Here is a 25,848-nt window from a genome sequence, read left to right as displayed (position 1 = left end):
CTTAACCGGTTTCACTTAGCAGATAACCATGTCAGAAAGCAGTAACAGGCCACCGCTCTCACTCTCTCCGGGCCAATGGTCCTTCACGCGCTGGAAAACGATCGGGCAACTGGAAGCCCTTGAGGTACACCACCCCTTGTTCCAGGCCACCCTGTTTTTACAGGGCGCCCACCTGGCAAGCTTCAAGCCCCAGGACGAATCTGACTGGCTGTGGATGAGCCCAACCGCCCGCTACGAGCCTGGCCGTGCCATTCGTGGAGGCATTCCGGTCTGCTGGCCCTGGTTCGGTGATCCGGCCCGCAATGCGCCGGAAGTTCGCAAACGTATCCATACCGACAAAGCCCACGGGTTTGCCCGCACCGCGCTCTGGAAACTGGAAGATGTCCGGGAGAACGCCCACGAGGTAGAAATCAGCCTATCCCTGGATGCTAATGAAGATTTCAGTGATGTCTGGGCCGGCCACGCACTCGCCCTGCTCACCTTCAGCTTTTCCATCCGGGGCTGCCAGCTGGCGCTGACCACCACAAACCTGGGGAACGATCCCCTGGCCTTTACCCAGGCGCTCCATACCTATTTGCCCACCAGCGACATCACCCGCACTCGAATACTGGGCCTTGGAAACAGCCAGTACATCGACACCCTGGATAACTGGGAATACCGCAACCAGGAGGGGCCGGTGTACTTCGAGGGCGAAACTGACCGGATCTACGAGAGCGGCGAGACCCTGACCATCGTGACACCGCGAAGCGGCCGCAAACTCTCCGCCGTGGGCAGCGACTCAACCATTGTCTGGAACCCGGGCCCCGCGAAAGCGGCAAAACTGTCGGATTTTCCCGATACGGCCTGGCAGTCCATGCTGTGCGTCGAAACCGCCAATGCCGCCAGCGATTACCGGGTGCTAAATAAAGGACAAAGCCACACATTAGGCGTATTCATCGGAAGGAAATCATGAGCCTGGCATCGTTTCTCAAAACCCGACTGGTTCCCGCGGAACTGGAGGAGCATATCAACCGCATCCGCAAACCCATAGGGAGCCTGGGCTATGATCCCTGGGGCTACAACAACGAAGCCATGAAATCCGGGCTTTCGCTCACCAAACAGATTTACGAGAAGTATTTCCGGGTCCAGGCCCACGGCGTCGAGAACATTCCCGCGGATGGGCCCGTGCTGATTATCGCGAACCACAGCGGGCAGCTACCTATCGACGGCCTGCTGATTGGCTATGCCCTCGCCTCCCGCGAAAAAGATGCCCGCATTCCAAGGGCAATGATTGAACGCTTTTTCCCGACTGTGCCCTGGCTGGGCAACCTGCTGAATGAGGTGGGCGCCGTGCTGGGCGACCCTGTCAACTGCGCCAAGATGCTCGCCAACAATGAAGCCGTCATTGTGTTTCCCGAGGGCGTACGCGGCTCCGGGAAACTCTACCAGGACCGCTACCAGCTCAAACGGTTTGGCAATGGCTTCATGCACCTGGCGATGAAGTACAAGGCGCCGATTGTGCCCGTGGGTGTGGTGGGCTGCGAGGAGACCATCCCGGCCATCGCCAACATCAAACCCCTGGCAAAGGCCCTGGGCATCCCCTACGCCCCGGTCGCCATGCCCGTCGTGCTGCCGGCAAAAGTGCACCTTAACTTCGGAGCCCCGATGTACTTTGACGATCTGGAAATCCCCGAAGAGCAGGTCACCGAACGGGTTGAGAAGGTCAAGGCGGAAATCAGCCGGCTGATCGACAAGGGACTGAGCGAAAGGAAAAGGCTTTTCTGATGACCGAACAACGCAGACCGCACATTCTGATTACCGGCGCCGCTGGCGCCCTCGCCCAACAGGTCATCGAACAGCTCAGGGATACCTGCGACCTGGTCGCCGTGGATTTCCGGGAACAGGTCTACCTGGGCGACGACATCCCAAGCTACTGCATCGATTTCAACAAGCGGGTATTCGAGGACCTGTTCCGGCGCTACCAGTTTGATGGCGTAATCCACATGGGGCGGATCATGTCCAGCCAGCTGACCCGCATGCGGCGGTACAACGCCAATGTGCTGGGCACCCAGAAACTGCTGGACCTGAGCCACAAATACGGCATCAAGCGGGTGGTGGTGCTCTCCACGTTCCACGTCTACGGAGCGGTGGCCTACAACCCGGCACTCATAGATGAATCGGCGCCACTGAAAAGCGCCGGGCTCAGTGCCGACCTCATTGATTCCGTGGAACTGGAGAACCTGGCGAACATTTACCTGTGGCGCTACCCGGAACTGAACATCACCATTCTGCGCCCCTGCAACATCGTGGGCCCCGGCGTGCGCAACACCATCAGCACCCTGCTCGCCAGCGAACGCGCACCTGTGCTGGCGGGCTTTTCACCCATGATGCAATTTATCCACATTGATGACATGGCCGATGCCATTGTGCTGGCGTATAAAAAACCGACACGTGGGGTATACAACGTGGCTCCGCAGGATTGGGTGGCCTATCAGCACGCGCTCAAATTATGTGGCTGCAAGCGAATCCAGGTGCCCTCCATCCCACCGATGATTCCGAAGATGATACTTGGCACTCTGAAGCTGAAGAGCTTTCCGTCCTATCTGATGGCGTTCTTCAAGTATCCGGTGGTGATTGACGGGCGGGCATTTGTTAATGAGTTCGGGTTTGAGCCGAAGCGGCCGTTGAAGGAGATTTTTCGGTTCTATCGGGAGAATAAGAGGCCGGTTTGATCAAACTGTTAACTTACCAATACATCGCACAATGATGAGCGTCACCTTTCTTTACATATCATGAATCCGGGCGAATTTGTTCTTTTCCTAAACAAGAGGTTAGGAAATCTGGAATGGTACGTGCTTAGCCCCCTGTGTCCATTTGACAAACCAGAAAGGCAGGTATGTATCATGTCCAAGATAAGACGTATTGGAACGGCTCTCGGGCTGGCGGCGTTGGTGATTTCACCCATCGCCTCAGCCAGCTTGCTTGATAACGGAAGTTTTGAGCAAGCCCTGACACTGAACCAGGCCGGTGGTGGCTGGGGTTACTTCGATCCAAACGACGTCGACGGATGGTCAAGCGATACCAACGACATTGAGATCTGGAACTCTGGCTTTAATGGCGTCGATGCTCAGGACGGCACCCGCTTCGCAGAGCTGAACGCTCACCCGAATACAACCGGAAGCGCATTCACGCTGTTTCAGGATTTCGACACAGTCGCGAATGAAACCTACCAGCTGACTTTTGCCTACAGGGCGAGGGTTGGTCAGGAGTCGTTCAACGTCACGGTTGCCGATCTAGATATGGATATAATCAACTTCGAGACCGGCGACTGGACCCTGTTTTCGGGCATGTTCACCGCATCCAGCGAATCCACCAGATTGATGTTCACCTCCATCAACCCGGATACGGAAACCCTCGGAAATTTCCTCGATAATGTTTCTGTTGTCGCCAAGGTGCCCGAGCCCGGCACCCTTGCGCTCTTGGGCCTTGGATTGGCCGGGCTTGGAATCGCGCGCAAACGCAAGAGCTGACGCTGACCATAAAGCACTATCAGCCAGCGCTTAAAACCCGCTGGCTTTTTTACAAATGAGTTACTCTTGCTTTTAAACAAAGCTATTCTTGGCAGGAGAATTTCATTTTTTTGGGGCATTGAAGCATGTTCAGCAACATGGACGTACTCAGCTACTCGTTGGCAGCGATTACGTTCGGGCTCCTGGCGGTACTGGTTGCAACCCGATATCTCCGGCGCGGCGTCGATAGGGCGCTGGCACTTGCAGCTGCTGTAACCGCAATCTGGGCATCGTCACTCGTCAGCCAAAGCCTTTGGGGATACCCTGACTTCAACATCCGGTATCTCATCGAATTGATCCGGGACGCAGCCTGGATCCACCTGCTGTTTGCGTTACTCAAAGACGGCCTCAGGGAAAACCGGCTTACCAGCAAGGTGAAGCAGGTTCTTGGCGCCAGTGCTGCAACCCTGGTAGTGATTTTGCTGGGGATCGGACTTGCCGAGCATTTCGCGGGAATCTACGTCGCCACTGGCAAGGTCAAGCTGCTGGGCCAGATTGGGCTCTCACTCCTCGGCCTATCTCTGGTAGAACAGATCTGGCGCAATTCACCAAGCTTTGGGCGCTCAAGCATAAAGTATATCTGCATTGGTGTAGCCACCATCTTTGCTTTTGATTTCTTCATGTATGCAGACGCGCTGCTTTTCGGTCACGTTGCTGACCCTTTCTGGAACGCGCGCGGCTTTGTCAATGCCCTGCTTACGCCGCTTTTCGCTGTCAACGTAATTAACACACGCAAACAGCCCGTGGATTTTCAGCTGTCCCGGTCCGCCGTCTTCCACGCGGGCACCCTTTTGTTTGCCGGTGGCTACCTGCTGTTCCTGGCACTCGGTGGCTATTACGTACGGGTACTCGGTGGCGACTGGGGAGACGCTCTTCAGGTTCTGTTCTTCACCATCTCCCTGGTTTTCCTGACAACGCTCCTGTTATCCCGGCGCATTCGCTCCAAACTCATGGTGCTCATCAGCCAGAACTTCTTCGATTACAAATACGACTACCGGGAAGAGTGGCTAAAAATGACACGGGAACTGGCAGATCTGAGTGACGACCCTCCTCTGCCCCATCGAGTTATCCGGATGTTGGCAGGACTGGTGGAGAGCAATGCGGGAGCAATTTGGCTCATTGGCGAGCAGGATGCCTATGTGTTGAAGGCGGCCGTCAATCTCTCGATGCCGAAGTACACTATGATAGACAGCGATTCAGAGATTGTTCGTTTTTTTCGGGATCGGGAGTGGATTGTAGACCTTCACGAATATAAATCAGATCCAGTGAGCTACAATCTTCTTGAGATTCCGGATGCCATTGCCAAGACACCCGACGGATGGCTCATTATTCCGCTTTACCTGGGTAATGAGCTGTATGGAATAGCCCTGGTCGGCAACCCCTATGCCCGAGTGGAACTGAACTGGGAGAACTTTGATCTCATCAAGGTCGTTGCCCGGCAAACCTGTAACCTTCTGGCGCAGGCTGATGCCCAGAACCGCCTGTCCCGAGCGATGCAATTCGAGGCTGTGAGCAAAGCCTCTGCATTCATGGTTCACGACCTGAAAACGGTCATTGCACAACTTTCATTGCTGGTGAAGAATGCCCCCAAACACCGGAATAATCCGGCGTTCATTGATGACATGATCAACACGACTGATCACGCAGTACGGAAAATGTCCAACCTGGTCGACCACATCCGCAAGCCAGACACGGACGATGTCAGTCTTATGAAGCCGATAAATCTGACTGATCTGATTCATCAGCTTGTCGCAAACCACCAGCATCGTGCACCCGCCCCCCGTCTTGATGGCGCCCCCCCTGACGTGGTGGTAAAAGCCGATTCTGAGCAGCTTCGCAGTGTTTTGGGTCACCTGATCCAGAACGCACAGGATGCCACTCCCCCAGACGGAGAGATCACCCTGACTCTGAAGCCCGCTAAAGGCAACGTGGTGCTTTTCATCCAGGACAGCGGCAGCGGTATGACCGAAGACTTTATCAGCGACCAGTTGTTCAAGCCCTTCGAAAGCACTAAAGGGCTTACGGGAATGGGCATTGGCGCATACCAGGCACGGGAATATATTCAGAAAATTGGCGGCAATATTGATGTAACCAGCGAGCCCGGCATCGGCTCATGTTTTTCGGTGAGAATTCCTCTTGCTGACGCCTCCGCCATGGAGGCAAGACAACAGGCTGTATCGCCAATTTCTGACACCACTGACTGGAAGGAGAGCGCCAATTAACCGGCGCAGCTGTTGATCAATGCAAACCGACATTGCAAAGTGTCAATGATCGGTTAAGAATCACGATTATGGAAACACTTTAAAAAAGGACTTAGTGCTGTTGTGACTAGACGACTCTTGATTGTAGAGGATGATCCAGGCCTGCAAAGCCAGATGCGCTGGTGTTTCAGCGAAGACCTCGAAGTAGCAGTCGCCTCTGACCGGGATTCAGCGCTGACAGCGTTGAGGCGAGATGAGCCTGACGTCGTTACCTTGGACCTCGGACTTCCGCCGGATCCGGGAGGAGCGACCGAAGGCTTCAGCCTGCTTGAAGAAATCCTGCGCCTCGCCCCTATGACAAAAGTCATCGTAGTGACCGGCCGTGAGGACAAAGAAAATGCCGTAAAAGCAATTGGTATGGGCGCCTCCGATTTCTACCAGAAGCCGTTGGACGCCGACATCCTTACCTTTGTTGTAAATCGTGCCTTCCGTCTCGCTGAGCTTGAAAGAGAGAACCGAGACCTGGCCCGGCAGGGCAACGGAACCAACATCAAGGGAATTGTTGCTGCCAGCCCACAGATGCTGACTATTTGCCGCACCCTCGAAAAGGTTGCCCCAACGGATGTAACAACACTGATAACCGGAGAAACAGGAACCGGCAAGGAATTACTGGCTCGGGCCCTCCATGATCTTAGTCACCGTGCCTGCAAGCCTTTTGCTGCCATAAACTGCGCAGCGATCCCCGAAAACCTGCTGGAGAGCGAACTTTTCGGATTCGAGAAAGGCTCATTCACCGGCGCTAACCAAACCAAGAAAGGCAAGATTGAAAGCGCAAATGGCGGAACCCTTTTTCTGGACGAGATAGGGGACATGCCAATGCCGCTTCAGGCGAAGCTGCTCCGCTTTCTCCAGGAAAGAGTTGTTGATCGCGTCGGATCAGTAAACCCTGTTCCAGTTGACGTGCGAGTGGTCTGCGCGACCCATCGGGACGTTCGACAGCTGATCGATAGCGGTGAGTTTCGGGAAGATCTCTATTACCGGATCAGCGAAATTACGCTGGATGTTCCGGCTGTTCGTGAGCGTGAAGGAGACGCGCTTGTAATTGCTCAATCGCTTCTGAAATCCCTGGGCAAGCATATGGATCGGCCCAATCTTGCTTTCTCAGAAGACGCAATCAATGCGATCAATGGATATTCCTGGCCAGGAAACGTGCGTGAGATGATCAACAAGGTCAAGCGGGCCACCATCATGGCGGATGGTAAGCGGGTTACTGCCGAGGATCTTGAGCTTCCTCCCGGTGAATCGAAATCTGATACTCAGCTGAATCTCAGGCAGGTTCGCGAAGTAGCAGAAAGGCAAGCCATCATTCAGGCACTGCGGACCTGTAATTTCAATATGGCTCAGGCCTCCCGATTGCTTGGCGTTACTCGCCCAACTCTCTATAACCTGACAGACAAATATCGAATCGACACCTCTCAGACAGTTACTGGTACCTGAAGCGCAGATACCGAACTCATAATAAGAGCTGATAAAACAAAGGAACTGGGCATGAAAGTATTCAAGGCAGCGCGAGTCACTCTTCTATCAACCGCCATAGCTCTCTCAGTCACCGGGTGTGGCGACAATCCGCCAGAGATGACACAGGAAGAAATTCAGTACATCAGTCATCTTGATCAGGCCCGCTTTTTCCAAAGACAAGGTGAACTTCGAGCAAGCACACTCGAAGCCCGAAATGCCATAGAGCTCCAGTCAGACGAGCCTGATCCGTATTTCATCATACTGGAGAATCTACTCGCAGCAGGGGATGCAGAGAACGCAGAACGCCAGCTAGATCAGCTTTTAGCCGCCATGGACGAGCATGAAACAAACATCACTCCTGCGATCGAGAGCCAGGCGAGCCTTATCCGGGCTGAGGCAAATTTCCATCAAGGGCAACTGGAAGACGCCCTCGCGGCTCTTGAAGCTGCTTCCTTTTCAGACCGATCCAAACAACTGGATGCAAAGTTGCTGGAAGCAAAAATCCACCACGCTGCAGGGGATTATCAACGGGCTGACGACGCCTATAAAGCCGCGCGTGACATTGATAACAGCTCTGCCCTGCCCCTGATCGGTCTCTCACGTCTTGCATTCAGCAAGGGTAACAGTGACGAGGTCACTGCCCTGCTTCAGGAAGCCGAAACGGTTGATTCTTCAGAACCAGAACTTTGGCTTTGGAAAGGCCAGCTCTTCCAGGCCAGAGAACAATGGGAACAGTCCGAAGAAGCTTACATCAGAGCTCTGGAGGACATCGGGCAATTTGACGTAATGACCCGCCGAAAATATGAAACCATGTCGTCCCTGATCACCGTACTTCGCGCCCAAGGTAAATCCTCTGAGGCCTTTGTGTACGAAGAAATCCTCGCCAAATCCGGCCCGGGCATGATCCGGAGCAGCCTGATTGCTGCACAGGAGGCGTATAACCGCGGAGATCTCAATGAAGCGGCACGCAATCTGGAGGAAATTCTCCGGCAGGCCCCCGGTCACACCCAAAGCAATCTGCTGCTGGGAATTATCCGTTTTCGTCAGGGACGGGTCGAGGACGCCGAGAGGTTGCTAACGCCCATCGTTGAAGCAACTGATTCTGAGGAAGCCAGCAAACTTCTGGCAGCCACCCGCATCAAGCTCCGCGATCCCGAGAGTGCAAAAGCCATTTTGGCTAACCTCGAGGATTCCGGAAGCGACCCCTCCACTACTGCTCTTGCGGGGATTGCGGCTCTCGCCAGCGGGGATCTTGAAACCGGCGAGACGCTAATCAGGAAATCGCTTGAACAGAACCCAAGCAACCATGCCCTGAGGCTGCGCTTTGCACGCTACCTGACGGAGGTCCGCAAGTTTGATGAAGCGATTGAAAACGCTCAGACCGTTATTGAGGCTTCCCCGGATAACGACAACGCTCGCATTGTTCAGATTCAGGCCCTGGCTCGATCAGGTGGCCCAGAAAAGGCTATCAGCGCCGCAGATAGATGGATTGAGGACCGACCCTCAAGCCAGGCGCCGCTGCTAATGCGGGGGCAACTGGCGCTTGAGGCCGACAACCTGAAAGAGGCCGAGACCTATTTCCACAAAGCCCAAAAGGCCTTCCCCAATACATCGGCACCTCTGGTGGCGCTTGGCAATATGGAACTTACCCGGGAAAACAAAGACCAAGCACGCGATTACTTCAAGAGGGCACTTGAACTTGAGCCCGACAACCGCCAGGCCCTGATCGGTTTCAGCCAGGTCACCTCTCGTGATGAAACCCTTGCCTTGATGAACACTCTTTCAGACATCCACCCTGACGCCATGGGTCCGAAATTGCTGTTGCTGGATGCCGCACTTACCGAAGGCAATGATAAGCGTGCAGAGGAGCTCACGGCCCAATTGCTGGATCGGGAAGAACCAGACCTTCCCTCCGCTTCAGAGCCAGCGGCCATGAATATTTATAGCGGTGTTGCGGCCCAAATCAGAGCAGAAAATCCGAAGAGGGCAGCCTCAATTCTTGAACGCGCTCGAGTACTGTTTCCAGAGAATGAACGCATCGCACTTCAGGCCGCAGACCTCGCATATCAGTCCGGGGAGAAAAATGCCGCGCGCGATATTATTCGGGAAATGAAGCGACTCCACCCCGAATCGGCTAACCCATACCTGATTGAGGCGTCTTTTTTCGAGCGACAAGGAGAGAATCGGCAGGCTTCGGAACTCTATGAGCTTGCTTTAACGAAGGACAATGCTGCCAACATACACGTTGGATACATCAGGTCGCTGCAAGCCGATGGCCAGACCGAGAACGCGTTACAAGCTGCCGAAAATGCGATCGAAGCCCATCCCTCGAACCCGTCTGTGTTAATGACATCGGCAATTCTCTTCCAAAATCAGCAGCAAATATCCAAGGCCGTGGCCGCTTACCAGAGCCTTCTGGAGTTGACGCCCTCAAACGTCGTGGCCCTCAACAATCTTGCCTGGATTTACCATGAAGATGGTGACGAGCGGGCCATGGAGCTCGCTAAGCGGGCCTATGAACTACAGCCAGAAAACGGCGCTATAGCGGACACATACGGTTGGATTCTGTTTAAATCAGGAAGGGCTGAAGAAAGTCTGCAGGTTCTGAAAAAGGCCCACGAACTCCAGCCCGATTCCCAAGAGATCGCTATGCACCTTGCAGAGGCTTACAAAGCAACTGGCAATACAGACGAAGCGAAGCGGATTCTGGAAAAGTTTGGTGGTCAGGGTTGATATAAACAGAGAGGCGATTCGCCGGTATCGCCTCCCGAGCCCTCACTGCTCGTCCCAGAGACCTGAACCGGCGAGAATTCCAGCAACCGCTTTATGCCCTTCAGGCGTCAGATGGCCTTCATTGGGGTGAAATAGTTGCTTTTCTGAGTTAATTAGATTTGCCAGTTCGGGCCCGAGATTTACCACACGGTATTCCCGGTCCTTGAGTTCACTCGACAACGCTCTTGCGGTGCTCTTCTGGTAAACCCCTGGAACCGTATTTTCCCGGAAATACCCGCTGCCGGGCATCAGAACGAACGCCATCTCACCACCCTGCCCTCTTACCATCGTCCTTGCCCTATCTGTCATAGCCAGGAAAAGGGCCACATCGCTCTTGAGACGCTCTTCAATATGTGACTGGAGGGCGTTCTCATCAAAGCCGATAATCGAGTTAATGCGCGTCCCGATCTGGGAATCAGCAAGAAGATCCTGCCAGATCGGATACAGGTCAAAGCCTTCCAAGATCGCTGAACTGACTGACATTGCCTGATACTTCGGGGTTTTCGCTTTCAAGGGAACCGGGCTGTTTTCCAGACGCAGGCGATTTCCATCCAGTACGTAATAGGGTTTTCCGTAACCAGCCTGCAACGGGAATGGGTAACGAATGTCCAACAAGTCGTTGCCAAGGTAGATCACCCACACCAATGTGTCCGGGCGATAACTCAGTAGATCGTCCAGGAGTATCAGTTGCTGGTCCGGAGCATAACCGGGCACGCTGAGGTTAAAAAAGTCTGTATGTGCCCCAGCAGCTGAACTATTGAGGAAATCCGGAAAGGTCTCCCCCTCATCAACGCCAAGCCCGAATGTAAAACTATCGCCAAGGAAGAATACCTTCTGGCTCTCCCCGGAAAATTCGAGAGCATCCCCACGAAACCCCAGTTCGTTCACCTGATACTGCACCTCAAAATCATGATGCCGGTGCTTGCCCTCCCAGCCGGGGTTTAGCTTCCAGCCAAGCCGGGAATCAAACAGTATAAATCCCTCATCCATGGATTCACTGCTTTGCATAGAACCGGTCATAGTCCTCAGAGCCCACTCGAAGACTACCAGAACAATCACAACAGAAATTACGACGGTGACAATTCCGAACCAGGCATTCCTGACAGAGTTACCTTGTTTCATCCTCAGCTTCCTTACCAATTCAAGAAGTTTATGTTTCAGTGTCTCAAGAAATTTACAGCTCGGCTAAATACTGTCGATTTTATTTACACTAACCTCCCCCCCAACAATCTTACTTTGCTGTTTTAACGAGATATTTCCGTTCCGGCCTGGTTTTTGCTGCTTACGGTAATGCATGTTCGCACAGCGAATTTAGCATTTCTGTGGAGCAAATCAGGACGATTATTATGAAAAATGCAGTAAAAGCCAGCCTGCTTGTTGGAGCCCTCGCCGCCCAACCGGTTTACGCGGATTTTATCAGCGATGACTATGTTGGATCCGATGACCACGGATACGGTGACGTCATTGCAAGCAATGCCGACACAACCAAGTTCGACATCATTGGCGCGGAAGCATCTCTCACAGGGAGTTTCCTGAATCTTTCAATCCAAACCAATTTTGTTAACCACGTGGGTATCTACCCCAACCTTACCAAGGACGGTCTCGGCGTTACTCTCGGGGACCTTTTCCTGGCAAGTGAATGGAACCCGGCCGGTAGCGCCTCTGATGGCTACAAATTGGACAACCACGCCAACGGAACCATCTGGCAATACGGCCTGGTCCTGAATGATCGTTCCAGTAACAATGGCGGTATTGCCAGTCTTTACCAGCTTACTGGCGCGACCAATGACGCAAACGCCATCCTTACCGAAGATGTGATGAGCAGCGGCGGAATTTTCCGGGACGGCCAGGAAACACTCGTCGATTTGGGCAATGAAACTGCGATCAGCACCGGGATCTCTGGCAGTTGGAGCATTGACTCAACCAACAACGTCCTGAATTTCGGCGTTGATCTGGCCGGCACCAGCCTCCTGTTCGGTAATGAAATTGCGTTTCACTGGAACATGACATGTGGTAACGACACCATCGAAGGCGCAGTTGACGTTCCCGAGCCGGCCACCCTTGGTCTTCTCGGGCTCTCGCTCGTAGCCATGTTTGGTCTGCGTCGCCGTAACCAGAAGGACGGCGAATCTGCCTGACCTGGTCATCGCGCTTAAAATCAAAAAGGGGCCTCCCAGGAGGCCCCTTTTTTCATTTCGTCAGAACAGCGTATAGATAAATGGGGCAAAGGCCGAACCCTGACTGAAAACAATCAGGCCACCCAGCAACATGAGCGTCGCCAGCAGCGGAATCATCCAGTACTTTTTCCTCGCCCGCACAAACATAGAAAAATCTTTCAGCAACTCCCACATCAGAACGGCACCTCCAGACTGGTCGTTGGATCGCTCTTTTTCCTGTAGGTCTCAGCGTCTGGCTCGAATGCTTTCGGAATTGGATCTTTTCCAAACAGCTTCATGATCAGACCCATCGGACAAACCAGGAGAAAGTACACCATGGAGAGAAGTATCACAGAGTTAATACGCCCCAGCGGTTCAGCAATCTTCAGGAGACCTCGCTGGACTGGAGAGAGGGCAGAAGGCGCCAGAAAGGAAATGAACAACAAGATAGCCCCCGTCAGCCAGGGCCACCACGGCCAGGAATAACTGAACAGCCATGGGAGAAACACACCAAATAGAACGGCGATGATAATCGCGAGACCAATTCCGAACTTCTTTAACTCTGACCTTTCCGCCGAACGTTCCATCCCTGCTCCTAATCCAGCTCGAATTGATCCACATGATCCATAAAGGCTTCCCTGCCAGACTGAGAGCCCTTGCTGAGCACAAAGTTCCCGACCACCAGGTAGTCCATGTCTGTAGCCATGAAGCAGCGGAACGCGTCTTCAGGTGTTGCGACGATTGGCTCTCCACGCACATTAAATGAGGTGTTTATCAGGACCGGACACCCTGTCAACGCCTTGAATGCGTGCAAAAGGCGTCGATACACAACCGACCCACCCTTGCCTACCGTCTGGAGCCGGGCGCTGTAATCCACATGGGTGACGGCGGGAATGGCTGAACGCACCTGCTTCAACTTCTGAAGCCCCGTAAGAGCCTCCGCATCAGCCGACTCGTGCCTGCGCGTCTTTGAAACCGGGGCAGTCATTAACATATACGGGCTGGTAAATTCGCACTCGAACCAATCCTTTGTATCCTCCTCAAGTACCGAAGGTGCAAACGGCCGAAACGACTCCCGGAACTTGATCTTGAGGTTCATTTTCTCCTGCATTCCGGGGAGGCGCGGATCACCAAGAATGGACCGATGGCCCAGCGCCCTGGGACCAAACTCCATCCTTCCCTGGAACCAGCCAACGACGTTTCCATCGGCAAGCAGGTCCGCCACCCTGGAACAGAGAGATTCCTGCGGCTCTTCATCGAAAACCGCGCCAAACCGATTAAGGGCCGAACGAATATCCTCATCAGAGAACTCAGGGCCGAGATAAGCACCGTTCATACCATCAGGGCTGTCCTGTCGCCGCTGCGGATGCTCACCCGCATACCAGGCGCTCAGGGCGGCTCCTATTGAACCTCCGGCATCCCCGGCGGCAGGCTGAACCCACAAGCCCTTGAAGCCAGCCAGGCGCGCCACCTCACTGTTCGCCACACAGTTCAGAGCCACCCCCCCTGCCAGACACAAGTGCTCCATCCCAGTTTCTTTTCTGAGCTGGCTAGCCAGGCGCACAACACAATCGTTGGTAACTTCCTGAATGGACGCAGCGATATCCATGTGGGCCTGAGTCAGCGCATCGCTCTCAGGCGCCCGGACTGGCAATCCAAAGAGCTTCCCGAACCGCTCGTTCACCATGGTCAGCCCGGTACAGTAATCAAAGTAATCCATATTGAGCCGAAACGAGCCGTCGGGCTTGATATCAATCAACTCAGAGCGAATGAGCTCGGCAAAACGGGGCTCTCCATAAGGGGCAAGCCCCATCACCTTGTACTCTCCCGAGTTAACTTTGAAACCCAAATAGTAGGTAAACGCCGAGTACAAGAGCCCCAATGAGTGCGGGAAATCAATCTGCCAAAGCGGCTCCAACTGATCGGAGTTCCCCACCCATGCCGAGGTTGTGGCCCACTCTCCCACCCCATCCAGACACAGCACTGCGGCCTTCTCATAAGGGGATGGAAAGAAAGCTGACGCTGCGTGAGACTGATGGTGGGCAGTAAACAGCAGAGGCGGCAGCGCTTTGCGCGCCAGCCCGGAGAGTTCGCACAACTGGGAGCGCAGCTCCTGCTTCAGATACAGCTTTTCCTTCAGCCAGACGGGCATGGCCTTGAGGAACGAGCCAAGCCCCTTTGGCGCAAAGCTAAGATAAGTCTCCAGAAGGCGCTCGAACTTCAGCAATGGCTTGTCATAAAAAACCACTGATTGGACCTGGTCCAGACCAATGCCGGCGAATTCGAGACAGAACCTGACTGAGTGAGCGGGAAACCCCGGATCATGTTTTTTTCGGGTGAATCTTTCTTCCTGGGCGGCGCAAAGTATGGTGCCATCACGTAACAAAGCGGCACCTGAATCGTGGTAAAAAGCTGAAATACCGAGAATATACACAGGAGAGGAATTGACGAAGTCATCATCCATGGAACACACGCGCCCTTGAGTTCAAAACAGCTACAGTAAAGCGCAATACCGCAGGGATTTCACTTGTAAAATTTACTGACGCCAAACAAAAACGCAGGATGGAGAGATCTCCACCCTGCGTTGACCAGCAATGCTAAATAAAGCCTGGCTTCAAGCACTTTGACTGCTCGTGACCATCAGGCCTTTGCGCGCTTCCTTAGCGAAAGACCAATCAGACCAAGGCCAAGCAATGCAAGAGTGCCAGGCTCAGGAACAGTGTACGAACCCTCGGTGATGTCGTTCGCACAGGTCATAGTCCAGCGCAGACCAATCTCTTGTGGATTGAGCGCGTCCAGACCAAGATCGGCGAGAGCGATCTGGAAGCTCAAGTTGGTCAGCACTGAATTGTCACCGGTATTTCCAGTGATGGCTGCCGAAGCCGACCCGGCGACTGTAGCATCACCCGCCGCCAGCACTTCCTGACCAACACGGATACCTGAAGCAAAGAGATCGCTGGACAAGACAGGAGCTGATGCGCCAACCAAATTCAGAAGATTGGCAGACCCACCCAATAGGCTGCTGATGTCTACAGCGAATTCCCAAGTCTCTCCGTTAGAGGCGTCGTCGTTTGCGTAAGGTGAGCTACCAAATGGATTCCAGCCATCCACACTGATGAACAGGTCACCGAAGTCATAACTACTGCCCACGTCGTCGAAGTTCGTATCGACATCGACATACAGGTAATTCATATCATTGGACACGTTCATGCCAAACACTTCGAACGCAGATGCTGCGCCAAAAACATCGTTGCCAGTCGTCGTGCCGGCCCCGATGTATTGATCAGTACCCGGAGCGGCATCAGTGCCGTCATCAATGGTGTAGGCAGCCGCTCCTGAAGCCAATCCCATCGACAACATAGATGTTATCAAAGCTTTATTCAGCGTTTTCATAATATTAATCCTTTTCCCTATTGTTCCCGAGGTTTGAACTTTTCCCCAGCCTAACCTATGCAATCCTTGAACCAGATTCCGCACAGTATTGTTTTTATTACTCTTTAGCTAAAATTGAGGAACCCGCTTATACGGCTTTGTAAATAATGCTGACACCATAACAGGGCAAGGAATACAGGCCATATTTTTTCGATATAACCCTTACCCTGAAATTCTGAATCATTCCAAGGCTGCACTGGCGACTGCAAGAAACCGAACCAATACTTAGTTAGACGCGCATCATTGCCGGTAACAGGTGACCTATGAATGCTTCCAGCATAGTTACAGTAGCCATCCTCATTTTCTTTTTGACGGGATGCCAATCCTGGCAGCAACGACCGCTGGAAGACTTGCCTCCAACCGCCTCCCTCCCGGATAGGAGTGAGCCAGGAAAAGCACAGATCTGGTTTTGGGACAATATTTCAGGAGCAAAAGTCGCCGATTTCACCTCGCTGGAGAGCTACCCCGACAATCCGACGGAGGTTGGGGAGTTAGATTCACTTCAGTTAAGGGGCAACAGAGCTGACTCTTATGGTGCGATGGTTCAGGGCTTCATAGTGCCCGAAGAGACTGGCGAGTATCGTTTTTTTGTCAGTGGAGACGACGAGACCCAGTTCCTGCTCAGCACTGATGCAAACCCTGAAAATGCCCGGCTGGTAGCTTCTGTGCCAAGCTGGAGCTATCCAGAGAACTACACCCAATTCAGCGCACAGACATCAGGCATTATCGTTTTGGAATCGGGAGTGAGGTACTACTTTCAATTGCTCTTTAAAGAGGGGAGTTACGACGATCATTTCAGCGTTGCGTGGGAAGGCCCCGGACTAGATCGTCGGGTAGTTAGCGGACAGTACCTTCATTCCTGGGGTGCACCACTCTACCCACTCGACGATGCATCAAAAGCTGCCTATTCAATGGGCTATCGCGTGGGTTACGTGGATGGCAATGAGAATCTCTCCTTTAATCCGCAATACCCGCCAACCGACGAGGATCAAGACGGCCTCTACGACAATTGGGAAGTTGTCATGGGGCTAGACCCCCGAGATTCCGGCGACGCCAACTCGGATCCAGACAACGACTTCCTCACCGCTGCCGACGAGTTTGCCCTGGGCACTCGTGAAAATATGGCCGATACCGACGGTGACGGCATTCCCGATGGCGTTGAATTCGCCTACAAGCTCGATCCTCTGGATAGTTCAGATGCAAACCAGGACCTGGATGGTGATGGCGCCAGTAACCTGGACGAATATCTGGGGAATACAGCGCTGGATGACCCTGACGATTTCCCTGAAGTGGCTCCCGCTCACCTGAAAGGGTTTGCTGGCCAATATTTCTCAGGGATGGAATTCGTCCAGTTCTACACCACACGGCCTGGCGAAAACATCCAGTTCAACTGGGCACGGGAAGCGCCAATGGAAGGACTGCCAGTGGACCGTTTCAGCGTTCGTTGGATTGGGCAATTTGAGGCGCCGCACTCATCTGGAACCCGCAGCTATCGGTTTTCAGTTCGAACCGATGACGGCGCTAGGCTGTATCTCGATTCCGAGTTGGTTATCGATCGCTGGGTAAATCGTGCCGCTACAACGAACAGCGACGAACGTGCTCTTGAAGCGGAGCAAGTAATTCCTATAGTTGTTGAATACTACGAGAACGCCTATGACGCGATTGCCGAATTCACCATTGTCGACCTTAACTCAGGTGACGTGATTGACACCATGGAACATGTAAGCGCTCCCGACCCTCAGAGCAGTCACACTCAGGATACGGACGCTGATGGCATTCCAGATGCCTGGGAACTCCGCTTTGGTGCCAATATGTACCAGGAAGACAGCAGCGCGGTACTGAATAACTCCGGTGTGACCTCCCTGGACGCTTATCAGTCTGGCCTCAATCCCTGGACTCTGGAGCAAGTTGCTGAACCTCCATCATCTCCTGAGGACGCTTCCCCCCCTCCTCCAACCTCAACTTCAGGCTCCGTAACGGTCACCTGGACAGCCCCATCAACCCGGACAGATGGCTCGTCCATCTCGCTCAGCGAGATCGACTACTATGAGCTTAGCTATGGCCAATCGGTCGATCGGTTGACAGAAACCGTCACAGTGGGTCCCGCAGAGACCTCTTACACTTTTGATGGCCTCAGCACCGGAGACTGGTTCTTCGCTATTCGTGTGATCGATACTCAGGGGCTCGCCAGCGACCAATCAGAGCCGGTCAGTTTTTCAATTCAATAACCAACCTGAATCGCACGGCTGTATATCACGATCCGGTTTGTAATATACTGCCTCCTCCTAAACGGTATCGGGTAATCAAGGACGAGACAGTGGCCCAACACAGACGTATCGGGCATTTTATAGAAACCGAATCATTCGGCGGAGCAGAGCAGGTTTTAATAGACCTCGCGCGCTTTACCAAGGCCAATTCAAAGACTTTTTCTCCCATTGTGCTGCATTTTGGCAACCCATGGATCGTTCAACAATGCGAACAACACGGGATTGAGCAGCTCACGATCCCATACCGCCATAATTTCAAGAGTGCTCTCCGGCTACCTGCTTTTATTATTCAGTTCAGTCGCTGGCTCAGGACAAACAGGATCGAGCTTCTCCACAGTCACCTTTTTGGACCGGTCACAGGCGCTGCCCCAGCGGCGTTTCTTGCACGCATTCCACATGTTGGAACCCTTCATGACGTGTATATGATTGAAGAGAAGCCCAAACGAATCCTCCTGGTCAAATTGGCCGCGATGCTCGGTACACGCCTGGTCACGGTTTCGAAAGATATGGAGCGATTCTATTCAAATCGAATGAAATTTCACGGCGACCGGATTCGGACAATCTACAACGGGGTAGATTCGGGACAGCAGGTTTCAAATAGTTCACCAAAGGACGAATTCATTGACTTTGGTAACGATAAGGGATCAGTTACCGTTATCTGTGTAGGCAGATTAGTTCCGTTGAAACGCGTAGAAATTGTGATAAAAACAATCCATGCATTGTCCAAGCGTTACCCCGTACGCCTGCTCATAGTTGGAGATGGGCCTGAAAAAAATAAACTTGAGGAATTGGCAGGCCAAGACCGGAACCAATCGATCTTTTTTCTGGGCGCCAGAGACGATGTGCCCCGCTGGCTTTCCCTTTCAGATATTTTTATTCAGTACTCCTCTACCGAAGGACTTTCGAGAAGTATTCTAGAGGCAATAGCGCTCGGCCTTCCTGCCGTCGTCAGTGACGTCGGGGGAAACAGAGAAATCGTCCTGAACAAGGAGAACGGCTTTGTTGTCCCACCGTCAGACGAACAAGCGCTTATGAACGCTTTGGAAACCCTTATTCAAGATGACACTATGAGAAAATGGTTTGGTGTGCGAAGCCGGGAACAAGCACAGGCCCAGTTCTCACGCGAATCAAACAATCAACTCTATCTCAATCTATACGAGAAACTTGTGGGCTGACGGACAACCCTCAGCCCTGGTTTGGAAAGGATGCTATGAAGAGTGAATTCAAAAGTATTTGTGTGATAGGCCTCGGCTACATTGGTCTCCCAACGGCCTCTTTACTGGGCACAAAGGGGTTCGACGTACTGGGCGTAGACGTTTCCGAGAAAGTCGTCAACACTATCAATGAAGGCAAGATACACATTGTTGAGCCCGATCTGGACATACTCGTCAAATCATCCGTGAATGCGGGCAACCTGAAAGCCTCTCTGACCCCGCGGGAAAGCGACGTCTTCGTTCTTGCCGTACCCACCCCCTTCAGGGACAACCACGAACCTGATCTTCATTACATTGAAGAAGCCACCAAAGCCATCTGCCCTTACGTGAAACCAGGCAATCTTGTCATTCTGGAATCCACCAGTCCTGTCGGCACCACTGACACGACCGTAGCCAGAATACTTCGCGAACACGGCCACGATACCGAAAAAGATGTATTTGTTGCTCATTGCCCAGAGCGCGTGCTCCCTGGAAGAATTCTCGTGGAGCTGGTTGAAAACGATCGCATCGTGGGTGGGATCAACCCTCAGTCGACCAACTGTGCGGCGGAGTTTTATCGGTCTTTCGTGCGCGGCGAGGTTCTTGAGACCAACGCTGTCACCGCAGAGCTGACCAAGCTCACGGAGAACGCTTTCCGGGATGTAAACATCGCATTCGCCAATGAAATGTCGCTTATCTGTGACAAGCTTGGAGTTAACATTTGGGATCTCATCAGACTCGCAAACCGTCATCCCCGGGTAAATATCCTGCAACCCGGGCCTGGTGTAGGCGGCCACTGCATCGCCGTTGACCCATGGTTCATTATCGCCAGCGACCGAGAGAACTCGGGCCTGTTGCAAGCTGCCCGCAATGTGAACGACTTCAAGCCAACCTGGGTCATAGAGAAGGTGCGCGAAAAGGCTGCAAAATTCAAACACCCGACCATTGCCTGCCTGGGCCTCGCCTTCAAAGCAGATGTGGATGACCTTCGGGAATCTCCTGCTGTAAAGATTGTGAATGAGCTTCGAAAACAGGAACTGGGTGACATCGTTGTTTGTGAACCCAACGTGAAAAAACACCCGGAATACGATCTGGTTTCCCTGGATGAAGCCCTGAGTTCAGCCGACATTGTCCTGCTGCTGGTGGACCACAGGGAATTCAAGGCACTCAAGGCGTCGGACCTGAACGAGAAGATCCTCATCGACACCCGTGGCGCGATTCGTTAAGGCCTACCATGAAACGTATTCTTACAGTATTCGGCACCCGGCCCGAAGCCATAAAAATGGCGCCCGTGGTAAAAGCAATTGAGAATGCTCCCGGGCTCGAAAGCATCGTTGCAGTAACAGCACAACACCGCGAAATGCTTGACCAGGTTCTGGATCTTTTTGGAGTTTCCCCAGAGTACGACCTGGATATAATGAGACCGAATCAGGACCTTTACGACGTCACATCCAGAGTAATGCTTGGAATGCGGGAGGTCATTGAATCGGCACGACCCGATATCATCCTTGTCCACGGAGACACCACGACATCCTTTGCGACCGCTCTGGCAGGTTTCTACGCGAATGTGCCGGTAGGCCATGTGGAAGCCGGCCTGAGAACCGGCAATCTTCGGGCGCCCTATCCAGAGGAAGCTAATAGAAGCCTCACGGCCCGCCTTACGGAAATGCACTTCGCCCCCACGGAAACAGCCCGCAATAACCTTCTGCAAGAAAACGTAGCCAGGGATAAAATATGGGTGACCGGAAACACGGTGATTGACGCCCTCTTGATGGCGCGATCGACGCTGGCAGACTATCAACCGGATTTCTGGAAAACCAGACTGGGCGAACCTCTGGTGGACAAGGTAACGAGGAACGCTGGAAAGCTGATCCTCATTACGGGGCACAGACGTGAAAATTTTGGCCAGGGATTCCTGAATTTCTGCCAGGCCATCCACAACCTCGCGCAAAAGCATCCGGACTGGCTATTTGTTTACCCCGTTCACTTGAACCCTAACGTCCAAAAACCCGTAACCCAACAACTGGGAAGCTCACCAAACATCATCCTGACTACGCCTGCAGATTACCTTCCATTTATCTGGCTCATGGATCAATGCGACCTGGTGCTCACGGATTCCGGGGGCATTCAGGAGGAAGCGCCGTCGCTTGGCAAACCTGTAGTGGTGACCCGTGAGGTTACCGAGCGCCCTGAAGCCGTCGAAGCAGGCACCGTAAAACTGGTCGGAACGGATCGAGAACAAATCGAGACCACCATTGAACAGATCCTGACAGATGACGCGCTATACACAACCATGTCCCGAGCTCATAACCCCTATGGTGACGGCCATGCCGCAACACGCATTGTCGAGGTACTGACACAACAGAACTGTTGGCATTCATGAGTAATAGAAAACTCCTGACGGGTTCAGCACTGCGCTTCGGTGCACTCATTATCGGAATGGCCATTTCATTCCTGATGATGCCCTTTCTGATCCGAAGCCTGGGCGACCACTGGTACGGTTTGTGGATACTGGTTGCCAGCACACTGGGGTTCTACGGCGTGTTCGACTTCGGGTTGTCCAGTGCGACCCAGCGTTATATTTCACATGCCCTTGGGCAGCGTGATGAGACGCGCCTTAACCAGATTTTGTCGAATTCGCTTTTCATCTACGCATTTATCGCCGTTATTGCGGTGATCGCCAGCGTTTCAATCGCACTCAGCGCAGACTTCTTCTTCGACGATCCCGAAGACGGCGATGTATTCCGAACCATCATATTGGTGATGGGATGCACCTTCGCCATTCATTTTGTGATGAATGCCTATTACGGCATTCTGACTGCCTATCTCAGATTCGACATTCAGGCCTCCACAGACATCTTCAAAGCGGTATTCCGCGCAGCTACTATCTACATCGTTTTTCAATACGACCCCAGTGTGATTAACCTGGCACTTATAACGGTGCTTTATGACCTAATTTCTCAGTTCATCATTCTCCAAGCGGCAAAACGTGAAGCACCCTGGATAGCGCCGAGGCTCACGCACGTATCGAAGGCCAATATGGCAGAGCTGGTGAACTTTGGATTCCACAGTTTTGTTATGTTCATCGGTAGCAAATTACGCGAGCGAGGGCCACACTTTGCAATCGCTGGAACATTATCCATTGGCACCGTAACCGTGTTCCAGATTGCGACCCAACTCGTCCAATACCTCGCACAGCTTCAATCCGCATTACTGGGAGTTCTTTTGCCCTCGTTCACTCGGTTGTTCAGCGAAGGCAAAAATGAAGAGCTGGATCGCAGCTATCTGTTCACTCTTAAAATTTCAACACTGACTGCCTCGTGCCTCGCAGGAGGCATGATTGCCCTTGGCCAACCTTTCATTACGTTCTGGATAGGCGATGGCTACGATGCCGCTTACTACACGTTAGTACCTCTGGCGATCGGATATTCCAGCATTCTTTTGCACTACCCTTCTTTTCAACTGATCGTCGCGCTCGCCAAGCACAAAACCTATGCCAGATACGAAGTTTTGGAGGGTCTAGCACTCACCACAGCAACCGTAATAGCTGCCGATTTGGGAGGTTTACCTGCCGTGGGGTGGGCGCTGGGGATAATATTGGCAACTGGGCGCATGATTCTGATTCCGCGCTTCGTAAGCCAAACCTGGGGCACATCAGTTGGAATTATCCAGTTACAGATGTTCAAGCAGCTATCGTTTGCAATACCTGCGCAAATCACCCTATGGTTTGCTCTCAAAGAAACAAATAGCGAATTCGGGTTCCTGATCACACTTTTATTGAGCATACCCATGTATGGAATATACATTGCTCTCTATCAATGGCTGATTTTCTCGACGACAGAAAGACAAAAAATAAAAGCCCTCTTACAGACATATCTAGCACCAATTAAGATACCCTCATAATCAAAAGCAGGCTTAAAAGGCAAGACTTAAGACGCTAAAATATTTCAACTCGGTGGCATTCTTCGAGTTAATTCAGGTTTTCTAGCTATCGACCTTCCCTTAAAGACAAAATGTCGACATATTTTTCGTATGCATTTCTCCATGAAAAATGTGTGCTAACGTGTTGTGTCAACCGCTTGCCCATTTCTTTAGCTGTAATGGGGTCATCTAGCAAGGACCTAATAGCATCTGCCAATTCACATTGATCATCAGGCGAGACCAGCACACCGTTAACGCCATCAGTCAATATCTCAGGGATACCGCCAATTCGAGAAGCGACCACAGGAACTCCAAAGCTCGCGGCTTCTAGAATCACAATCCCGAAGGGTTCCACTCGACTTGGAAGGCAAAATATCGCTGCTCCTTTATAAAAATCGGAAATGTATTCGTGCGACACATCCGGATAGAATTCCACGCACCTCTCGATTCCTTTTCTGACACACAATGCCCTCAATTCAGGCAGCATTTTGTCGGTAGCCCCAACAAGAACCAATTTCACACTCTCATACTCAGCCGCGATGTGCGCGAAAGCTTCAATAAGAACGTCCTGCCCCTTTTTCTGCTCAAATCTTGCTACGTTCAAAACCACCCGATCGGAACTCGGTTGAGACTTTTTCTCTGCTGAAGAAAATTCGCCGACGTCCAAACCATTATGAGCGACTACTGGCAATACCTCATTGCCAAGAGCCTCGACAAGTTTTCTTCCGAGATCATTCGAACAAGCTACCGCTTGATGGTTCGGATCTGCGAGCAGCATCTTCCATTGTTTTAACTCATCTTCACCTGCCGATGCGATAGCAGTCACATCAGAACCATGAAATGAAACAATAAAGGGGATGGCAGTTTCAAACTTTTTAACAACTCGCTCCAAAGCGAAGATTGGCGGCCCAGGAAAATGCGGATTAATCGCAATAACTTTGTGGTCAATACAAAATTTATGGAAGTCCCTGTAAAACTTGGCTTCCCAGAGAAAATATGCCAGCTTCTCTTTTAGACCCATGTCTTTACGGTAGGACCGAACACGCCATCGAACAGTTGTCAGTCCCTGAACAACTTCTCGAACTGGATTGATGGCATTCCAGTCGTTGATAAGCACGATTGGAAAAAAATCCCGTGCCTTTGCCATCTCTCTGGCAAGATTGATCACAACCTGATTCACCCCACCTATTTGGTCTATAGACCACGGCAAAACAAACAGATATGTATGTTCACCTACTCCATTAATCATTTATAAGTATTCCAATTCATAAATGTGACAACGGATAATAGAAAGGAACTCCGTCACACTCCGAAACTCCCGACTCCATCAATATTACACATAAAACCAACATGTCTTCTCTAAAGGCTCTGAAATTCAATCAATAACTACGGAGCCGATTCAGAACTCGGTATTGCCCATACGAAAGGGCAAAGATAGAGAGATTTCGTCCGAAACTGGTATTTTTGGTAGTGCCAGAAAACACCAGATAACGAATTATAGGACGTAGTCCACCATTATAATAATTTGTTTATGACACCACCTAGTTATAGGTTATTGCAAGAATATGAACAATAAAACACAACTCTACTTTATCAAATCAAAAATTTTATTGTGCTCATTAAGATAAATAATATCATCGTACAGCATTGGGTCTAAAGAGCAAATTAGGTGAATTTTTTAGCTTTTCCTGCACGTAGTCAAACTGAGCGAGCTCATTTACTATCTTTTCGGATCCAGTTTCTATTATTAGCACGGGGCGAGATTTTTTTATCAACTCCTGCATGCCCTTTAATACAAATTCTTCATGTCCTTCAGCATCAATCTTAATTAAAGATACCTTACTCGGCAAATTTAATGAATCCAAAGGTAGAGTAAGCACCGATAATTCACTGTCTGAACTTGGAGAGATATGTGCCTGATAGTAGTTGTCTAGCCCCGTCGAAAATGCTGGTACCGAAATCCCAGCGATGCTTAATGTGTCAGAAATACCAGCGTTGATGAGCGTAACGTTTAATTTTTTGAACTTTTGGGTATTCGCAGCGAGAATCGAAAAGGTTACGGGTACAGGTTCAATCGCAATAACTCTGCCGCTATCTCCAACCAACTCCGAAAACTTTTTAGTATAATGCCCAACATTTGCACCAATATCGACAACCCAATCTCCGGGATTTATCAAATCTTTAAGTATTTCATATTCAGGCTCATCAGTTACGAAATTATTTCGTCTGATTTGATTTCCATAATGAATTCGCTTCAATTCAACTTGCCAGCTCTTTGGCAACTGTGCAGCAAGTCTCTTTATCATGCTCATGCGAATACTCCCTTATCCAAGAAAACGCGACAGATAGCCACATTTTCAAAATATCACAATTCGATTTTGATCATACCTGTGTTTTTTTCAAATCGGAAGCTAAGAACAAAACGAAAATCTGATATTTCTCGATACAGCGTGAGCTTGAACGCATTAAACTGACCAAAAATCCCCAATGCATATGGTGAGTTGAAAATGCTAGGCCCGGAAAGTCCGAAATCTATGCGGTCAAGCATTTTAAAGAGATGACCTATTTCTTTTTCATTCGTACTCACTAGGTTTTTTCATATTTTGCTTATGCAGTGTATCTTACCTTACGTCAAGTGGTATGCTTAGCAGCGAAACCCGAGCTTCAAAAGACTTCGTCGTGGATGTCCTGTTGAAATTGTGCCTTAGAAACAGCACCCGAGGCAGGAAGCAATGAGTCCTGCTGCCTAGCTCCAGTGCACCAGCTCCGGATGACGAAACCTCCAGGTGACGTACGCAAACAAATCCACTATTAGCTAGAAGGCCAAGGGGTAAAAGGCA

The 25,848-nt window shown here is 51.7% G+C and carries 20 protein-coding genes; 13 read left to right on the top strand and 7 right to left on the bottom strand.

Annotation, left to right across the window (positions count from 1 at the left end; all coding sequences use genetic code 11):
- Positions 1 to 28 precede the first annotated feature (28 nt).
- The 7 genes from KEHDKFFH_RS08505 (at position 29) to KEHDKFFH_RS08475 (ending at position 10,000) form a co-directional block, all read left to right on the top strand.
- A complete protein-coding gene (locus KEHDKFFH_RS08505) occupies positions 29 to 952 on the top strand; it encodes a D-hexose-6-phosphate mutarotase (RefSeq protein WP_104321516.1) in 924 nt (307 codons plus the stop codon).
- Positions 949 to 1,764, top strand: a complete 816-nt coding sequence (locus KEHDKFFH_RS08500; RefSeq protein ID WP_104321515.1) for a lysophospholipid acyltransferase family protein — start codon at positions 949 to 951, stop codon at positions 1,762 to 1,764. Before KEHDKFFH_RS08505 ends, KEHDKFFH_RS08500 begins: the two co-directional genes overlap by 4 nt.
- Positions 1,764 to 2,711 (top strand): SDR family oxidoreductase, encoded by a 948-nt coding sequence (locus KEHDKFFH_RS08495; RefSeq protein WP_104321514.1) that lies wholly within the window; start codon positions 1,764 to 1,766, stop codon positions 2,709 to 2,711. Before KEHDKFFH_RS08500 ends, KEHDKFFH_RS08495 begins: the two co-directional genes overlap by 1 nt.
- A 171-nt stretch (positions 2,712 to 2,882) precedes the next feature.
- Positions 2,883 to 3,509, top strand: a complete 627-nt coding sequence (locus KEHDKFFH_RS08490) for a DUF642 domain-containing protein (RefSeq protein ID WP_104321513.1) — start codon at positions 2,883 to 2,885, stop codon at positions 3,507 to 3,509.
- Positions 3,510 to 3,634: 125 nt separating this feature from the next.
- Positions 3,635 to 5,770, top strand: a complete 2,136-nt coding sequence (gene prsK / locus KEHDKFFH_RS08485; RefSeq protein ID WP_104321512.1) for an XrtA/PEP-CTERM system histidine kinase PrsK — start codon at positions 3,635 to 3,637, stop codon at positions 5,768 to 5,770.
- Between the two features lie 102 nt (positions 5,771 to 5,872).
- On the top strand, positions 5,873 to 7,246 hold the full coding sequence (gene prsR / locus KEHDKFFH_RS08480) for a PEP-CTERM-box response regulator transcription factor (RefSeq protein ID WP_104321511.1): 1,374 nt from the start codon (positions 5,873 to 5,875) through the stop codon (positions 7,244 to 7,246).
- Positions 7,247 to 7,297: 51 nt separating this feature from the next.
- Positions 7,298 to 10,000: a tetratricopeptide repeat protein gene (locus tag KEHDKFFH_RS08475; RefSeq protein WP_104321510.1), complete on the top strand. Its 2,703-nt coding sequence runs from the start codon at positions 7,298 to 7,300 to the stop codon at positions 9,998 to 10,000.
- A 42-nt stretch (positions 10,001 to 10,042) separates the two neighbouring features.
- Here the strand turns inward: KEHDKFFH_RS08475 and KEHDKFFH_RS08470 are convergent, their stop codons facing one another.
- Positions 10,043 to 11,059 carry an SGNH/GDSL hydrolase family protein gene (locus KEHDKFFH_RS08470; RefSeq protein ID WP_158253191.1) on the bottom strand — a complete coding sequence of 339 codons (1,017 nt, stop codon included), beginning with the start codon at positions 11,057 to 11,059 and terminating at the stop codon, positions 10,043 to 10,045.
- A 326-nt stretch (positions 11,060 to 11,385) separates the two neighbouring features.
- Here KEHDKFFH_RS08470 and KEHDKFFH_RS08465 point away from each other — a divergent pair, with 326 nt between their 5' ends.
- Positions 11,386 to 12,177, top strand: coding sequence for a PEP-CTERM sorting domain-containing protein (locus tag KEHDKFFH_RS08465; RefSeq protein WP_104321508.1), 792 nt, complete (start codon positions 11,386 to 11,388; stop codon positions 12,175 to 12,177).
- A gap of 60 nt (positions 12,178 to 12,237) precedes the next feature.
- Here KEHDKFFH_RS08465 and KEHDKFFH_RS20225 read toward each other — a convergent pair whose 3' ends face one another.
- From KEHDKFFH_RS20225 to KEHDKFFH_RS08450, 4 genes are all read right to left on the bottom strand, one after another.
- The gene (locus KEHDKFFH_RS20225; protein WP_162841250.1) at positions 12,238 to 12,390 is read right to left on the bottom strand and encodes a DUF5989 family protein; all 153 of its coding nucleotides are present in this window, start codon (positions 12,388 to 12,390) and stop codon (positions 12,238 to 12,240) included.
- The gene (locus KEHDKFFH_RS08460) at positions 12,390 to 12,782 is read right to left on the bottom strand and encodes an SxtJ family membrane protein (RefSeq protein WP_104321507.1); all 393 of its coding nucleotides are present in this window, start codon (positions 12,780 to 12,782) and stop codon (positions 12,390 to 12,392) included. Before KEHDKFFH_RS08460 ends, KEHDKFFH_RS20225 begins: the two co-directional genes overlap by 1 nt.
- An 8-nt stretch (positions 12,783 to 12,790) precedes the next feature.
- Entirely contained in the window at positions 12,791 to 14,659 is a 1,869-nt protein-coding gene (locus KEHDKFFH_RS08455) for a carbamoyltransferase family protein (RefSeq protein ID WP_104321506.1), read from the bottom strand.
- Positions 14,660 to 14,835: 176 nt separating this feature from the next.
- The gene (locus tag KEHDKFFH_RS08450) at positions 14,836 to 15,588 is read right to left on the bottom strand and encodes a PEP-CTERM sorting domain-containing protein (protein ID WP_104321505.1); all 753 of its coding nucleotides are present in this window, start codon (positions 15,586 to 15,588) and stop codon (positions 14,836 to 14,838) included.
- 302 nt (positions 15,589 to 15,890) lie between these two features.
- Here KEHDKFFH_RS08450 and KEHDKFFH_RS08445 point away from each other — a divergent pair, with 302 nt between their 5' ends.
- The 5 genes from KEHDKFFH_RS08445 (at position 15,891) to KEHDKFFH_RS08425 (ending at position 22,990) form a co-directional block, all read left to right on the top strand.
- On the top strand, positions 15,891 to 17,855 hold the full coding sequence (locus KEHDKFFH_RS08445) for a PA14 domain-containing protein (RefSeq protein WP_104321504.1): 1,965 nt from the start codon (positions 15,891 to 15,893) through the stop codon (positions 17,853 to 17,855).
- Between the two features lie 89 nt (positions 17,856 to 17,944).
- On the top strand, positions 17,945 to 19,069 hold the full coding sequence (locus KEHDKFFH_RS08440; RefSeq protein ID WP_104321503.1) for a glycosyltransferase: 1,125 nt from the start codon (positions 17,945 to 17,947) through the stop codon (positions 19,067 to 19,069).
- A 35-nt stretch (positions 19,070 to 19,104) separates the two neighbouring features.
- The gene (gene wecC, locus KEHDKFFH_RS08435) at positions 19,105 to 20,313 is read left to right on the top strand and encodes a UDP-N-acetyl-D-mannosamine dehydrogenase (protein ID WP_104321502.1); all 1,209 of its coding nucleotides are present in this window, start codon (positions 19,105 to 19,107) and stop codon (positions 20,311 to 20,313) included.
- Positions 20,314 to 20,321: 8 nt separating this feature from the next.
- Entirely contained in the window at positions 20,322 to 21,470 is a 1,149-nt protein-coding gene (gene wecB, locus KEHDKFFH_RS08430; protein ID WP_104321501.1) for a non-hydrolyzing UDP-N-acetylglucosamine 2-epimerase, read from the top strand.
- On the top strand, positions 21,467 to 22,990 hold the full coding sequence (locus KEHDKFFH_RS08425; RefSeq protein ID WP_104321500.1) for a lipopolysaccharide biosynthesis protein: 1,524 nt from the start codon (positions 21,467 to 21,469) through the stop codon (positions 22,988 to 22,990). The genes wecB and KEHDKFFH_RS08425 overlap by 4 nt, the downstream gene beginning before the upstream one ends.
- A gap of 85 nt (positions 22,991 to 23,075) precedes the next feature.
- Here the strand turns inward: KEHDKFFH_RS08425 and KEHDKFFH_RS08420 are convergent, their stop codons facing one another.
- Both KEHDKFFH_RS08420 and KEHDKFFH_RS08415 read right to left on the bottom strand, forming a co-directional pair.
- Positions 23,076 to 24,257: a glycosyltransferase family 4 protein gene (locus KEHDKFFH_RS08420; protein ID WP_104321499.1), complete on the bottom strand. Its 1,182-nt coding sequence runs from the start codon at positions 24,255 to 24,257 to the stop codon at positions 23,076 to 23,078.
- 385 nt (positions 24,258 to 24,642) lie between these two features.
- Entirely contained in the window at positions 24,643 to 25,320 is a 678-nt protein-coding gene (locus KEHDKFFH_RS08415) for an FkbM family methyltransferase (protein WP_104321498.1), read from the bottom strand.
- Positions 25,321 to 25,848: the final 528 nt, after the last annotated feature.

The organism is Marinobacter maroccanus, from assembly GCF_002933275.1.
Lineage (GTDB): Bacteria > Pseudomonadota > Gammaproteobacteria > Pseudomonadales > Oleiphilaceae > Marinobacter > Marinobacter maroccanus.
This window is presented reverse-complemented; position numbering and strand designations above follow the sequence as displayed.